Source organism: Streptomyces sp. S3(2020) (assembly GCF_013044505.1).
Lineage (GTDB): Bacteria > Actinomycetota > Actinomycetes > Streptomycetales > Streptomycetaceae > Streptomyces.
Map to the genome: position 1 here is coordinate 56,554 of NZ_JABERD010000002.1, position 14,120 is coordinate 70,673.

Annotated in this window: 12 protein-coding genes and 1 riboswitch; of the genes, 9 read left to right on the top strand and 3 right to left on the bottom strand. The window is 71.8% G+C overall.

Going from position 1 to position 14,120, the window contains the following annotated elements; genetic code table 11:
* Positions 1-82: 82 nt before the first annotated feature.
* The 6 genes from HLK59_RS01350 (at position 83) to HLK59_RS01375 (ending at position 6,495) form a co-directional block, all read left to right on the top strand.
* Complete coding sequence (locus tag HLK59_RS01350; protein ID WP_171139368.1) at positions 83-1,246, top strand: acyl-CoA dehydrogenase family protein; 1,164 nt, start codon at positions 83-85, stop codon at positions 1,244-1,246.
* A 119-nt stretch (positions 1,247-1,365) separates the two neighbouring features.
* Positions 1,366-2,052: a response regulator transcription factor gene (locus HLK59_RS01355; RefSeq protein ID WP_171139273.1), complete on the top strand. Its 687-nt coding sequence runs from the start codon at positions 1,366-1,368 to the stop codon at positions 2,050-2,052.
* Between the two features lie 120 nt (positions 2,053-2,172).
* The gene (locus tag HLK59_RS01360) at positions 2,173-3,267 is read left to right on the top strand and encodes an acyltransferase family protein (RefSeq protein ID WP_346779617.1); all 1,095 of its coding nucleotides are present in this window, start codon (positions 2,173-2,175) and stop codon (positions 3,265-3,267) included.
* 125 nt (positions 3,268-3,392) lie between these two features.
* Positions 3,393-3,467, top strand: a riboswitch (cobalamin riboswitch).
* 125 nt (positions 3,468-3,592) lie between these two features.
* Positions 3,593-4,648, top strand: coding sequence for an iron ABC transporter permease (locus HLK59_RS01365; RefSeq protein WP_171139275.1), 1,056 nt, complete (start codon positions 3,593-3,595; stop codon positions 4,646-4,648).
* A 2-nt stretch (positions 4,649-4,650) separates the two neighbouring features.
* Positions 4,651-5,409, top strand: a complete 759-nt coding sequence (locus HLK59_RS01370; RefSeq protein ID WP_171139276.1) for an ABC transporter ATP-binding protein — start codon at positions 4,651-4,653, stop codon at positions 5,407-5,409.
* Between the two features lie 99 nt (positions 5,410-5,508).
* Positions 5,509-6,495: an ABC transporter substrate-binding protein gene (locus tag HLK59_RS01375; RefSeq protein ID WP_171139277.1), complete on the top strand. Its 987-nt coding sequence runs from the start codon at positions 5,509-5,511 to the stop codon at positions 6,493-6,495.
* A 165-nt stretch (positions 6,496-6,660) separates the two neighbouring features.
* On the opposite strand, the gene HLK59_RS01380 is transcribed toward HLK59_RS01375, so the two are convergent.
* The gene (locus HLK59_RS01380) at positions 6,661-7,155 is read right to left on the bottom strand and encodes a GNAT family N-acetyltransferase (RefSeq protein WP_171139278.1); all 495 of its coding nucleotides are present in this window, start codon (positions 7,153-7,155) and stop codon (positions 6,661-6,663) included.
* Between the two features lie 26 nt (positions 7,156-7,181).
* Here HLK59_RS01380 and HLK59_RS01385 point away from each other — a divergent pair, with 26 nt between their 5' ends.
* Positions 7,182-7,700, top strand: a complete 519-nt coding sequence (locus HLK59_RS01385) for a CGNR zinc finger domain-containing protein (protein WP_171139279.1) — start codon at positions 7,182-7,184, stop codon at positions 7,698-7,700.
* A gap of 182 nt (positions 7,701-7,882) precedes the next feature.
* Here the strand turns inward: HLK59_RS01385 and HLK59_RS01390 are convergent, their stop codons facing one another.
* The gene (locus tag HLK59_RS01390) at positions 7,883-8,938 is read right to left on the bottom strand and encodes a cellulase family glycosylhydrolase (RefSeq protein WP_171139280.1); all 1,056 of its coding nucleotides are present in this window, start codon (positions 8,936-8,938) and stop codon (positions 7,883-7,885) included.
* Positions 8,939-9,087: 149 nt separating this feature from the next.
* Here HLK59_RS01390 and HLK59_RS01395 point away from each other — a divergent pair, with 149 nt between their 5' ends.
* Positions 9,088-10,134 carry a LacI family DNA-binding transcriptional regulator gene (locus tag HLK59_RS01395; RefSeq protein ID WP_346779618.1) on the top strand — a complete coding sequence of 349 codons (1,047 nt, stop codon included), beginning with the start codon at positions 9,088-9,090 and terminating at the stop codon, positions 10,132-10,134.
* Positions 10,135-10,287: 153 nt separating this feature from the next.
* Positions 10,288-12,840, top strand: coding sequence for an NACHT domain-containing protein (locus tag HLK59_RS01400; protein WP_171139281.1), 2,553 nt, complete (start codon positions 10,288-10,290; stop codon positions 12,838-12,840).
* A 43-nt stretch (positions 12,841-12,883) separates the two neighbouring features.
* Here the strand turns inward: HLK59_RS01400 and HLK59_RS01405 are convergent, their stop codons facing one another.
* Positions 12,884-14,056, bottom strand: coding sequence for a S1 family peptidase (locus HLK59_RS01405; protein WP_171139282.1), 1,173 nt, complete (start codon positions 14,054-14,056; stop codon positions 12,884-12,886).
* Positions 14,057-14,120 lie beyond the last annotated feature (64 nt).

The window sequence follows — 14,120 nt, forward strand, 5'->3', positions numbered from 1 at the left end:
TCCCCGTGCGGGAAAGGCCATTGACGAGGGAGGCGATCCGCGTAACCGTGTGGGTTCCCGCGAGGCTCCCCGGAGGTCACCCATGCCGGCACCCCGTTCCGACGCGGATCTCGTCGCCCGTGTCCATGCGCTCCGGCCGCTCATCGGCGAGCACGCGCTGCGCGCCGAGGAGCGCAGGAGGGTGACGGCCGAGGTGCTCGCGGCGCTGACGGACGCCGGGGTGTACCGGATGAACGTGCCCCGGCGGTACGGCGGTTACCAGACCCGGCCGGGCACTCAGGTCGACGCGCTGGCCGAGGTGGCCGCCGCGTGCGGCTCGACCGCGTTCACGGCGCTGATCCAGGCCGGCTGCGCCTTCATCGCCGCGCTCTTTCCCGACGAGGCGCAGGACGAGATCTTCACCAGCCCCGATGTGAGGGTCGGCGGGACCCTCGTCCCGGACGCCACGGCGGTCGCGACGGACGGGGGCTATGTCGTCAACGGCACCTCGGGCTTCGCCACCGGCTGCCAGGACGCCGACTGGCATCTGCTGACGGCGCGGGTGGAGTCCGGTGAGGGGCCGCCCGAGGTGTTGTGGGCCGCCGTGCCCATGGCGGAGCTGGAGGTGCTCGACGACTGGTACGTCTCGGGGCTGGCCGGGAGCGGCAGCAACAGCGTCGTCGCCCACGACGTCGTCGTACCCGCCCGTCGGATCCTGCCCGTCGGGCCGCTGCTGGCCGGTGAGTTCCCCTCGAAGTCCCACGCCGACGACCCGTTCTACCGGATGCCCGTCCTGCTGATGTTCTGCGTCTGGACCGCGTCCCACGCGCTCGGCGTGGCCCGGGGAGCCCTGGCGGGGTTCACCGAGCGGATCCATCGGCGGGGCATCACGTACACCTTCCACGAGCGGCAGAACGAGGCCACCGTCACCCATCTCCAGGCGGCCGAGGCCGCGATGAAGATCTCCTGCGCCGAGCTGATGACGGGGGACTTCGTCACCCGGATCGAGGCCGGTGAGCCGTTCACGGTGGAGGAGCGCGCCCGGATCCGGGCGCAGGCCGGTTATGTGGCGCGGCTGTGCAAGGAGGCCGTGGATCTCATCGCGTCGGCGTCCGGCGCCTCCTCCCTGCGCCGGGAGGTCCCCATCCAGCGGGCCGTGCGTGATGTGCAGGCGTTGAATCTCCACTCCTTCGTCAATCCCGCGACCAACCTGGAGCTGTACGGGCGGGTCCTGTCGGGGCTGGACGCGGGGACTCCGTTCCTCTGAGGCGAGCCCTCCGGGACGGGGTGATCGACACCACAAAAGAAACGGCTTCGTTTCGATGCCGGAGGAGGGGTACGCTGAGGCCCAGGTGAACGAAACGGTTTCGTTTAGAAGGGGCCGGCATGACCTCCGTACTCATCGCCAGCGATCAGTCCCTCCAACGCCACGGCCTGCGCATCCTGCTGGCCGCCGAGCCCGATCTGACCGTCGCCGGTGAAGCCCGCGGCGGGACCGACGCGGTCCGGCTGGCCGCCGTGCTGCGCCCGGACGTGGTCCTGCTGGACGGCCGTATCCATGAGACGGAGGGCCCCGAGGTCATCCGCCGGATCACACACCCGCCGGCCCTCGCCGTGGCGGCCCAGCCCGTCCGTCCGGCGCGCGTCCTGGTCCTGACCCCCACCAGCGACGAGGGACACGCCTACGCCGCCCTGCGCGCCGGAGCCGGCGGCTTCCTCCCCCAGGACGCCACCCCCGACGAACTGATCGCCGCCATCCGCGTCGTGGCCACCGGGGACTCGGTCATCACCCCTCATCTGACCCGCGCTCTCATCGACACGGTCCGGCAGTTGCAGCCCGTCGGCCCGACCGCGTCGGGCGTGGGGCTCGACACCTTCACCGAGCGGGAGCGCGACGTCCTGACCGCCGTCGCCTCCGGCTGGTCCAACGCCGAGATCGCCACGCGGCTCTCCATCGCGCCGACCACCGTCAAATCGCATGTCAGCCACATCCTCGCCAAGATCGGCGGCCGCGCCCGCGTCCAGGCGGTGACCTTCGCCTACGAGTCCGGGCTGGTGCGTCCGGCGGCCTGAGAGGTTTGCCGCGCCGGGAAGTGGTCAGGCGCGTGGGATGTCCCAGGTACTCATCACAGCAGCCACTTCCGTCAGACACGTATCGGCCGACTTCCTGCGCGGTGCGCAGGGGGCGGTGTGGTGAGCCCGGCCGCCGACCTCGCACCCAGGACACCGCCGCAGGACACGCCGCCGCGGACCGAGCCCGTGAAACAGCGGGACGCGTTCTTCGACAACGCCAAGTACCTGGCGATCGTGCTGGTGGCGACGGGCCACGCGTGGGAGCCGCTGCGCGACGGCAGCAGGGCGGTCTCCGCGCTCTACATGCTCGTCTACGCCTTCCACATGCCCGCGTTCATCGTGATCGCCGGCTACTTCTCCCGGAGTTTCGACGCGAGCCCGCAGCGGCTCAGGCGGCTGGTGACCGGGGTCGCCGTCCCGTACGTCGTCTTCGAGACGGCGTACACCTTCTACACCCGGTGGACCGACGGCGTGCCGGACCGCCCGGTCAGCCTTCAGGAGCCGCTGTACCTGACATGGTTCCTGGCCGCGCTGTTCATCTGGCGGCTGACCACCCCGGTGTGGCGCTCCGTGCGGTGGCCGCTGCCGCTCGCCCTCGCCGTCGCCATGCTGGCGACCACGGCACCGTCCATCGGCGAGGACTTCGACCTCCAGCGCACCCTGCAGTTCCTGCCGTACTTCGTGCTCGGCCTGTGCCTGAAGCCGGAGCACTTCCGGCTGATCCGGCGCTGGAGGACGCGGATCGCCGCGGTACCGGTGTTCGTGGGGGCGCTCGCGCTGGCGTACTGGGCGGTGCCGCGGCTGAGCGGCGCCTGGTTCTACCACCGGGACAGCGCCCAGGAACTCGGTGCGCCCGCCTGGTACGGCCCGTTCATGACCCTGGTCGTCTTCGCCTGCTCGACACTGCTGGTGGCCTGCTTCCTCTCCTGGGTGCCCGGGCGGCGGATGTGGTTCACGGCGCTGGGCGCGGGCACGCTGTACGGCTATCTGCTGCACGGTTTCGTCGCCCAGGGCTCCAAGTACTGGGGCTGGTACGACCCCGCGTGGGTGTACGAGCCGCTCGGCGAGATCGTCGTCACGGTCTTCGCGGCCGCGGTCGTGACCGTGCTGTGCACCCCGCCCGTGCGCAGGGCGTTCCGGTTCGTCATGGAGCCGGACCTGAGGTGGGCCTTCCGCGGGGACCGGCCCCGGGAGCGCGTCGTGCTGCGCGCCTGAGCCGGTTCGGGTCGTGCCGCCACAACTCCCCCACCACGAGCGGCCGTTCGAGCACGGGGCACGACCGCGCCCACCCCCACGGCCGGTGGGCACCGCTGTTTGCTACGCTCCCCGAGCCTCCCGCGGGGGAAGTCCGGTGAGAGTCCGGCGCTGACCCGCAACGGTGTGCGCGACGGTGTGTCGCGTGAGCCCGATCGCCCGTGGGTGGTGCGACCCGATCACTGCTCGCCGTGGACTGCGAGAGGGGGACCGCGCGGCCGTCGTGCCGTACGGGCCGGCCTCGACGACGTCTCTCAGGCGGCCCCAGGCAAGGACCGCCCCGACCGTGCGCCGAAGTCCCACGCCGAGCCGAACACCCCTGGCCCCGTTGGTGGCCGGGACGGCACTGCTCCTCCTGGTGTCCCTGGTCGGCGGGGTGGGGCTGGGGGCCGCCGGGATCGGCTGGACCGAGGTCCTCCGGTTCCTGTGGGCCGGGCTGACCGGCGGGACCGTGCACGCCGACGACGTCGCCGCGTACACCATCGTCTGGGAGATACGGCTGCCGCGGGTCGTGCTCGGTGCCGTCGTCGGGGCGGGGCTCGCGGCCGTCGGCGTGACCGTGCAGGCGATGGTCCGCAACGCGCTCGCCGACCCCTTCGTACTCGGCATCTCCTCCGGCGCGGCGGTGGGCGCCAACGCGGTCATCCTGCTGGGCGCGTTCGCCGGGCTCGGGATCTGGGCACTGTCGGTGTCGGCGTTCGCCTCGGCGCTCGCGGCGATGGTCCTGGTCTACGCCGTGGCCCGGTCCCCGCACGGGCTGACCCCGCTGCGGCTGGTCCTCACCGGTACGGCGCTGGCGTACGGCTTCGAGGCGGTCACCACGGTCATGGTGTTCGGCGCGGCACGCGGTGAGGCGGCCCGTTCGGCGCTGATGTGGCTGCTGGGCAGTCTGGGCGGGGCGACCTGGGCGCAGGTGCCGCTCGTCGCCGTGACCGTGACGGCCGGGTGGGCGTGGCTGCGCCGGCGGGCCGAGTCGCTCAACGCGCTGGCCATGGGCGACGAGACCTCGGCCGCGCTGGGTGTCCGGCCGACCCTGCTGCGACGGGAGTTGTTCCTCGTGACCGCCGCGGTGACGGGGACCGTGGTCGCGGTCAGCGGGGCCATCGGGTTCGTCGGGCTGATGGTGCCGCATGTCGTACGGATGCTGGTCGGCGCCGACCACCGGCGGGTGCTGGCCGTGGCGCCGCTCGCTGGGGCCGTCCTGCTGGTGTGGGCGGACGTGCTGTCCCGGCTGTTGCTGGCGCCCGCCGAACTGCCCGTCGGAGTGATCACCGCCGTGGTGGGTGTGCCCGCCTTCCTGCTGCTGATGCGGCGCGGCGGCTACGCGTTCGGAGGCCGCTGACGATGAGGCTCGACATCGAGGACGTGACGGTCGAGATCGCCGGGGCCCGGATCGTGGACGACCTGCGACTGGCCGTGGACAGCGGGGCGTTCGTCGGGCTCGTCGGCCCCAACGGCAGCGGCAAGTCGACGCTGCTGCGCTGTGTGTACCGGGCGCTGCGGCCCGCCGGGGGCGTGATCCGGCTCGACGGGGAGGACGTGCACGCGATGCCGGCCCGGGACACCGCCCGGGTGCTGGCCGCGCTGCCGCAGGAGTCGTCGGCCGAGTTCGACTTCACGGTCACCGAAGTCGTCGCCATGGGACGGCTGCCGCACCGGGACCGTACGGCCGCCTCCGATACGGAGATCTGCGCGGAGGCCATGCGGCGCACCGGTGTGGAGCACCTCGCCGACCGGGGGTTCCTCGCCCTGTCCGGCGGGGAGAAGCAGCGCGTCCTGATCGCCCGCGCCCTGGCCCAGCGGCCCCGGGTGCTCGTCCTCGACGAACCCACCAACCACCTCGACATCGCGCACCAGTTGGACGTGCTGTCCCTGGTGCGCGCCAGCGGCGTGACCGTGCTCGCCGCCCTGCACGACCTCAATCTGGCCGCCGCGCACTGCGACGTCCTGTACGTGATCGCAGGTGGCCGGGTCGTCGCGTCAGGACCGCCGCACGATGTGCTTCGACCAGCCCTGCTCGCCGAGGTGTTCGGGGTGCGTGCGCATCCCGTACGGCATCCGGAGACCGGTGCCGTCCAGCTCCTGTTCGACCTGCTCCCATAAAGCCCGCAAAGACCGTAAAGACCGCAGAGCCCGTACAGCCCGTACAGCCCGTACAGCCCGTACAGCCCGTTGAGGCTCCAAGAGATTGTCAGGACCCCCATGCGCAGACTGCTCGCCGCCGCCCTGTGTCTCGCCGCGACCGCCACCGGTTGCGGCGCTTCGGTGGAGACCGCCTCGAAGGGCGCCGAGTCGTCCTCGGTCACCCTCACCAACTGCGGCAGGAAGGTGACGTTCGACAAGGTCCCCGAGCGCGTCGTCACCAACGACGTCGGGATCACCGAGCTGATGTTCGCGCTCGGCCTGGAGGACCGGATGGCCGGTTTCGCCATGCCCGACGACAAGGGCGACCTCGGTGGTGTCCCGTGGAAGGACGGCTACGACAAGGTCAAGTGGCTCTCCAAGGACCAGCTGACCAAGGAGAACGTCCTCGACGTCCGTGGCGACCTGGTCTTCGCCGGCTGGAACTACGGTTTCCGCGAGGACGCCGGCTTCACCCCCGACGCCCTGAAGAAGCTCGGCATCCCCTCGTACATCCTCACCGAGTCCTGCCGCAACGGCCGGACGAAGACCTCGCGCGGCATCATGCCGCCGCTTCAGGCCCTCTACACCGATCTCACCAACCTCGGGAAGCTGTTCGGCGTCGAGAAGCGCGCGGCCACGCTGATCTCCGGGTTCAAGAAGGAGGTCGCCGCCGTCCATGCCGAGGCGCCCGCGCAGAAGCCCACGGTGTTCCTCTACGACAGCGGCCAGGACCAGCCCTTCACCTCCGGCCGCTACGCCGCCCCCGACCAGATCATCAGCGAGGCCGGCGGCGTCAACGTCATGCACGACGTGCCGGACTCCTGGACCACGGTCGGCTGGGAGAGCGTGGTCGAGCGGAATCCCGACGTGATCGTGATCTGCGACTACGGGGACGTCAGCGCGGAGCAGAAGAAGAAGTTCCTGCTCTCCTACGCCCCGCTGCGCAACGTCTCCGCCGTCAAGCACAAGCGCATCTTCACGCTCGACTACGTCGACCTGGTCGAGAGCCCGCGCAACCCTTCGGCGATCGCCCGGCTCGGCGCGTATCTGCGAACGGTCGGCTGAACCCGGCCCGGTTCGTCCCGGCCTGGTTCATCACGGCCCGGCGGACGGCTGCGGGCGCGGCCTGCGTGAAGCAGAGGACTCCGGCGGTCAGATGGGGGCCGCTGCCGATCGTATGGACGAAGTCCGAGGCGGCGAGGACGGCCCGTCGATGACGTGCGCCGTGTCTCACGGGCGCAGGTACAGGGCGGGGTCGGGGTGTGGGGTGAAGCCGAGTTCGCGGTAGAGCGGTTCGCCCGCCGCGGAGGCGTACAGGTCCACGCGTGCGACCTCGCGGTCCCGGAACCAGTCGAGCAGGCCGCGCATGATCGCGCGGCTGTGCCCGCGTCGCCGGTGCGCGGGGTCGGTGACCACGCCGATGACCTGTCCGATCCGGCCGTTGGGCAGATGCGGTCCCGGCAGCCGTTGCTCGACGGTGCCGATCCCGCAGGCGGCGAGGCGGCCGTCGGCGCCGTCCACGACGAGGATGCGGACGGTGTCGGCGGTCAGCTGTTCCTTGAGCACCACGGCCAGGGCGTCCAGCCAGCCGTCGTCCGCCGTCGCGGGGTCGAAGAAGTCGCCTCCGAGGTGCTCGAACAACAGAGTCCGCAGACGGACGAGTTCGACGAGGTCGTACTCCACGGCCTGCCGTACGCCGGATCGGGGTTCGGTGCGTTGTCCCATGACCACGACCCTGATGTAATGCCCTTATGCACCTCAACCCTTACGGCGAGGATGCCGTGAATCTCGCCGCCGACCTGGCCAACCGCCGCCCGGCGAGCACCGGGGAACTGACCGACCGCTGCCGTGCCGCCGGTCTGGTGGTGGAAGGTCCGGCCACGCCGGAGGACCTGGAGCGCACAGCGCTCGTACTGGACGCCTGGGAGAAGGTCGTCGACACCACGGACGAGCACGAGCGCGCGGAGCTGGTCAACCGGATGCTCGCCGCGGCCGCCGCCTACCCGCGGATGACCAATCACGTCGGCACCGGCTGGCATCTGCACTACCGCGACGAGGGACAGCCCCTCGGCGGTGTGCTGTCCTCCCTGATCGCCGTGGGTACCGCACTCCACCTCGCGGGACGCGGTGTGCACCGCCTCAGGCGCTGTGCCGTGACGGAGTGCACCACGATCTTCGCCGACACCTCGCGCACGGGCAGACAGCGCTACTGCTCCCCGCGCTGCGCCAACCGCGACGCGGTCCGCCGCCACCGGGCCCGCGCCGCGTAGAGCCTGTCCGGCGGCATCAGGCGGACTGCGGGGGACGACACCTGCCGACCGAGCCGGGCGAGCGAGCGGGATGGGGCTCCCCCATTCCGAGCCAAGCCGGGAGTTGGCGACCGGCGGCGGATTCGCGTGCCGGATGCCGCGACACCGACCTGATCCGCCAGGCAGGCACCGTGCGGGACGGATCAGTCCTGGACGGGCCTGCCCCGGCCCCACGCCCAGGCGAGGCGGTCCGCGCCGGACCGGTTGGTGGTGGTGAGCCAGGGCCTGGCCGCGTCGCCGGTCAGCTTCTGGATCGAGTACGTGTCGTCGGTCCGCAGACCCGGCCAGTACACGGAGCCCATCCTCAGCTCGCGGAAGACGTCGGTGACGGCCTGGACGAAGTTGACGTAGTTGTCGTCCGGGGTCGGCACGTTGTAGTTCAGGCCGGTCGTCATCGGGGCGCCGAACTCGTCCGCGACGGTCCGGTTCGCACAGTCCCCGATGCGCACCTTGAGGTCGGCGACCCACTCGTCGTAGGTGGCGTACGACTTCCAGAAGCCGTAGTGGTGCAGCGACAGGTACGTGCCCTTCAGTCGCGGGTCGGCGCAGACCGAGGTCACGTGGTCGTTGTAGCCGGCGCCGCTGACGAAGACCCGGTTGCGGGGCACCTTCGCGTAGGTGTCGAGCCACTTCGCCGCGATGTCGGCCCACTCGGTGTCGGTGTAGCCGTGGGGCTCGTTCATCGGCTCGAAGTAGACCTTCGAGTTGTTCTTGTACGTCTTCACCACGGTGTCCCACATGGGCCAGTAGGTCGCGGTGTCGTCGATGTAGCCGTCCTTGCGCTCCCCCGTGCCCTCCCAGTAGGACACGATCACCTTGAAGCCCTGCGCCGTCGCCGCGTCGATGACACCGCGGTACGACTTCCAGTACGAGCCGTTGACGGTGTACGGGTTGATCGGCAGCCGGACGGTGTTGGCACCGAGGTTCGCGCGGAACGCCGCGATGATCCGGCTCGACTTGGTGTACGTCTCGCGGTAGGTGTCCGAGGTCGACAGGCCGGACAGCTGGAGCAGGTCGTCGGCGAAGTTGTCGCGGGGGTCGGCCCAGTTGACGCCCTTGAACTGGGTGGTGTCGGTTCTCGGCGCGGCGGAGGCCGGGCTGCCCACCAGGGTGGCGCCGGTGACGGCGGCGACCGCGACCACGGCGAGAGCGGTGCGCGGTCGGGGGGCGAGGCGAGTGCTGACAGGCGTCTTGCGCATCGACATACCCTTCCAGGACGACGGCATGTTTACGTAAACATGCTCGGCGCCGGAATCGTGACATCCACCCCAGCGGCCGTCAAGGTTTCCCACACGTACCATCCGATGCGCCGTGCAACAGCGCTCACAGCCGATCCGAGGAGGCGCCAGTGGTGGAACGGGGTGGCTCCGACGTACCCGGCGGGCGCCGTAAGCAGCGGGTGTCCATGGCGGATGTCGCCGCGCTCGCGGGCGTCTCGTCCCAGACGGTCTCGCGTGTCGCCAACGGTCATCCCGCGGTGATCGCCTCGACGCGGGAACAGGTGCTCGCGGCGATGCGGGAGCTGGGCTACCGGCCCAACAGCGCGGCCCGCGCCCTGCGTTACGGCCAGTTCAACACCATCGGCGTGATCCTCTTCAGCCTCTCCTCCACCGGCAACAGCCGTACCGTGGAGGCGATCGCCACCCACGCGGCGGCCGAGGGCTACGCGATCACCCTGATCCCCATCGACGTCCCGACCCAGGACAACATGCTGGGCGCCTTCACCCGCATGGGGGAGCTGGCCGTCGACGCCGTCATCGTCATCATGGAGATCCGCCTCCTCGACGCCGGCACGGTCCGACTCCCGCCCGGCGTCCACGCCGTGGTCGTGGACTCCGACGCCGGCGACCGCCACACCGTGGTCGACACCGACCAGGCGGACGGTGCGCGCAGGGCCGTAGAGCATCTCCTCGGCCTGGGCCATCGCACCGTATGGCATGTCACCGGCCCGCAGTCGTCCTTCTCGGGGCAGCGCCGGACGCAGGCGTGGCGCGCGGTGCTGGAAGAGGCCGGGCGTCCGGTCCCGCCGGAGGTGCACGGCGACTGGTCGGCCGAGTCGGGGTACGCGGCCGGGCTCGCGCTCGCCGAACAGCCCGACTGCACGGCCGTGTTCGCGGCCAACGACCAGATGGCGCTGGGGCTGCTGCGCGCCTTCCACGAGCGCGGCCGTACCGTCCCCGACGACATCAGCGTGGTCGGCTTCGACGACATCCCCGAGGCCGCGTACTTCGTGCCGCCCCTGACCACCGTCCACCAGGACTTCGCCGAGGTGGGCCACCGCTGTGTGCAGAAGGCGCTCCAGCAGATCCGCACCCCGGGCGGTTCCCCGCCGGGCACCGACCTGGTCCCGACCCGGCTCGCGCTGAGGGAGAGCACCGCGCCCCCAAGGCACTGACTGTCACTCGTCCGTGGGGCGGAAGCGCAGTTCCAGCGGGTACGGCGGTTCCGCGCCCGGAGAATCCCGGCCATGGGAACTGGTCGGCGGACGCGACGGGTCGGTCTGCTCTATCTCCTGCTGTCGGTGGGCGGCATGGCCGCGGCGGTGTGAGTGACCGTCCGCTTCGACCTGCGGATGGCCGAGACGGTGGCGGCGCTGCTGCCCTCCCTGGGCGGTACGTATCTGTCCTGGGCGACCTTCCGGGCCGAGCAGCGGGACACGGCGGACGGTGACGGACCGGCGGCGGTCGCGGACCGGCTGGCGGTGGCCGTACGACGCCAGTGGGAGGCGGAGGCCGGGGTGCGCCGGCTCAACGACCCCTATCCGCTGCCGGTTTCCTGGCGTCCGGCCGACGACCGGTTCCAGGAACCGTGGGTGCTGCCGAGCGAGACGGCCGAGCGGTCGGATGCCCGTTCCGGCCGGCCCGACGACCCCGCCGGGCTGTGCGGTACGGGCGGGCAGATCACCGAGGTGTTCCTGGAGCGGGTGCCGACCCGGCGGCTCGTCGTCCTGGGCGCTCCCGGCAGCGGCAAGACGATGCTGCTGGTCCGGCTGCTGCTGGCCCTGCTCGCCGACCGTGCGGAGGGCGGCCCGGTCCCGGTGCTCCTCTCCCCCGCCTCGTGGAACCCCGCCGAGCAGCCGCTGGAGTCCTGGATGGCGGAACAGCTCGCGCGTGACTACAGCGGACTGGGCACCCCGCAGGCGGGGCCCGCGGACCGCGCCGGGCGGGTCGACAGGGCCCGGCTGCTGCTGGAGCACCGGCTGGTCCTGCCGATCCTGGACGGCTTCGACGAGATCCCCGAGCGGTTCCGCGCCCAGGCGCTGGACGCCGTCAACTCCGCCCTGCCGCCCGGCCATCCGCTGGTGCTGTCCAGCCGGGGCACGGAGTACGAGGCCACGCTGGCCCCGTCCGACGGGGTCCCGGTCCGCCTCGTCGGGGCCGCCACCGTGGAGCTGCGGCCCCTGGAGGCACCGGACATCGCCGCCTATCTGCGCCGTGACGCCGGCGGCCAGCAGACGGCGGACGCCCGCTGGGAGCCGGTGCTGCGGCTGCTCGGCACCGACGCCCCGGTGGCCCGGGCGCTGACAACCCCACTGATGCTGTTCCTGGCCCGGACCGTCTACAACCCCCGGCCGGGGGAAGGGACGGCCGCACTCCCCGACCCCTCGGACCTGTGCGACCCCGGCCGCTTCCCCGATCCCGCGGCCGTACGCACCCATCTCTTCGACGCCTACGTGCCCGCCGCCTACCGGACGCATCCGGTGCACCCCTGCCGCTGGTCCCCCGAACAGGCCGAGCACACCCTGCGGTTTCTGGCCCGGCACCTGCGCGGCACGACCGACCTCGCCTGGTGGCAGCTGCGCCGCGCCCTGCCGTCACGGGTCGCCCAGACGGTCACCGGGATCGTCCTCGGCGTGGTCGCCTGGCTCTCCGCGACCGGGGCGGGCCGGCTCACGGCACTCCTCGGCGGTCTGGACTCCGGGTGGCTGACCGGACCGCCGGCGGCCATCGTCGCGGGGCTGGCCGGAGGGGTCGCGGGCGGCATCGGCTGCGGGCTGGTCGCCGGGGTGACCGGTGGGCTCGCCGAAGGGCTGACGCATCTGCTCGTCACGGGACAGGCGGCGTGGCCGGCGACCACGACGGCCAACGGTCTCGCCTACGGCTTCGCGGGCGGCATCGTCGGCGCGCTGTCCAGCAGGGTGACGGTACGCGGGTGCGGTGCGGCGGCCCGGGCCTGGAACTGGCGGATGTGCGCCCTCGGTTTCGTGGCCGGGGCCACCCTGTGGTTCTCGTACCGCCTCACCTACGGCCCGCGGGCCGCGCTGGTCGGCGCCCTCGTCACCGGCACGGTCTACGCGGTGGCCGGTGGCGCCGTGGGTGGCCGGGCGAGCAGTCTGTCGGCGCACCGGGACGGTGCCGTGCCGACCGTCAGAACGCGGTGGGCCTGGGACTGGCGGGGCTTCGCCACGGGGCTGGCCAGCGGGTCGGCGATCGGGGTCACCCACTGGGCCGTGCTGCGCGTCCAGGCGCTGCTGACCGGCACGTCCTCCTATCCCCTGAGCACGATGGTCGCCTTCAGCTGCGCGTTCGGGCTCGCCGTCGGCATGGCCCGCGGGCTCACCGGCAAGCCCGCCGATCTGACCGCACCGGTCGTACCCGCAGAGTTCCTGGAGCAGGACCGCAGAATCATCGGCCGGCTGTGGCTCGTCGTCGGTCTCGCGGTGGGCGCCGCGTTCTGTCTCTGCTACGGCGTGGACCAGCTCGTCCAGGGCGGCCTCTCCTACGGTCTGGGCCGCGGCACGGCGGACGGACACGCGATCACGATGAGCCCGCTGCACATCCTCGACCGGGGACTGGCCTACGGCGTCACCGTCGGCCTCGCCGCCGCGCTCAGCCACAACGCCTGGTGGCACCACGCCCTCGCCCGCCATCATCTTGCCCTGCGCCGGCGACTGCCCCGGGACCTGACGGCCTTCCTCACCGACGCCCACGAACGACACGGTGTGCTGCGGCAGTCGGGAGCGGTCCACCAGTTCCGCCATCTCGATCTGCAACACCATCTCGCGGCGTCGCAGTCCACGGCACAGTCCGGTCCTCAACTGCCGTGGCCACGGCACGCGTCACGGCGGGACACGGGAGCCGATCCCATGAGCCGGACGTAAGGACACATGAGGGCCCGGCCGGGCAAGGCCGGGCCCTCACCGCTCAGGCGGTGTGCAGCGTCAGGCCGTACCGGTTGAGGATCTCGTTGACGGGCTGGAACCAGGTCTCGCCCCCGCCGCTGCAGTTGCCCCAGCCGCCGGAGGTGACGCCCTGCGCCTGGTCGCCGCTGATGAACGAGCCGCCGGAGTCGCCGGGTTCGGCACAGACGCTGGTCTTGGTCATCTGACGCACGGCGCCCTGGCTGTAGTTGACGGTCTCGTTCATCGCGAGGACCGTCCCGCAGTGCCAGTGGGTGGTCGAACCGGAGCGGCAGATCGAGGAGCCGACGGGCGCCACGTTCGAGCCGCGGACCAGCTGGTCGGAGACGGTTCCCCAGCCGAGCACGACCGGCACCGTCCACCAGCCGCTGCCCACGTTGACCCAGGCGTAGTCGTTCTCCGGGAACGAGGAGCCCTGGAAGTTTCCGATGTAGCTGCGGTCCCAGCCGTAGACGGCGGCGGACGGCTGCCCGCAGTGTCCGGCGGTGATGAACCCGCCGTACACCGAGAACCCTATGGAGCAGCGGACGTTGCCGGTGTAGTAGGGGTCGCCGCCGACGGTTCCGGCGGCGAGGGTCTGCGGTGCGGCGGAGACGTGCCGGACGGTGACGGGGCCGGCGCGGTGGGCCCGGGTCAGGAACCGCCGGACATCGTTGTCTGCCTGCTCGCTCGCGACGACGTCGACGACGACCGTGCTCGCCTCGGGGTCCACGTGCCAGCTGCTGACGCCCGCCGGTGCGGCGAGCTTGTCCAACCGTGCCTGGGTGGCGGTGAGTTCGCGTGCGCTGTGCGCGACGGTGCGGACTGTGGCGCCCGTGGCCCGGACGTTCCGGAGGGTCGCCGGGGTCGCGTCCGGGGTGAGGCCGACGGTCAGCCGTCCCGCGGTGGCGTCGAACCAGGTGCCGCCGAAGGAACTCCCGGCGGCGCGGCGGACCTTGGGCTCCAGGGCCGTGGCGCGCCGCTCGGCGGCGAGTCTCTCCTCGGCTTCCGTCTTCGAGAGGTCCAGGTCGCGCTGCATGGCGGTGAGGAGACCGGCGGAGGCGGGTGCCTTCTCGGCGGAGGCGGGCGCCTTCGCGCCGGAGTCGCCGGCCGACGCGGGGGTGGCGCCCGCGGTCAGGCCGGCGCCGAGGGTGAGGAGCACGGCCAGGGCGGCGTGCGTGAATCCGGTGCGTCTCATGGAGGTTGCCCTTCGTCGTTCCAGTGGAGTGGGGGTGGAACAGCAGGAGCAGTGGTGCGGTGAG

Excerpts from the sequence above, each read along its gene's own strand:
- HLK59_RS01385 (WP_171139279.1), top strand. The coding sequence starts at position 7,182 with ATGCACCTCAACCCTTACGGCGAGGATGCCGTGAATCTCGCCGCCGAC.
- HLK59_RS01355 (WP_171139273.1), top strand. The coding sequence starts at position 1,366 with ATGACCTCCGTACTCATCGCCAGCGATCAGTCCCTCCAACGCCACGGC.
- HLK59_RS01380 (WP_171139278.1), bottom strand. The coding sequence starts at position 7,155 with ATGGGACAACGCACCGAACCCCGATCCGGCGTACGGCAGGCCGTGGAG.
- HLK59_RS01390 (WP_171139280.1), bottom strand. The coding sequence starts at position 8,938 with ATGCGCAAGACGCCTGTCAGCACTCGCCTCGCCCCCCGACCGCGCACC.
- HLK59_RS01405 (WP_171139282.1), bottom strand. The coding sequence starts at position 14,056 with ATGAGACGCACCGGATTCACGCACGCCGCCCTGGCCGTGCTCCTCACC.
- HLK59_RS01375 (WP_171139277.1), top strand. The coding sequence starts at position 5,509 with ATGCGCAGACTGCTCGCCGCCGCCCTGTGTCTCGCCGCGACCGCCACC.
- HLK59_RS01370 (WP_171139276.1), top strand. The coding sequence starts at position 4,651 with ATGAGGCTCGACATCGAGGACGTGACGGTCGAGATCGCCGGGGCCCGG.
- HLK59_RS01350 (WP_171139368.1), top strand. The coding sequence starts at position 83 with ATGCCGGCACCCCGTTCCGACGCGGATCTCGTCGCCCGTGTCCATGCG.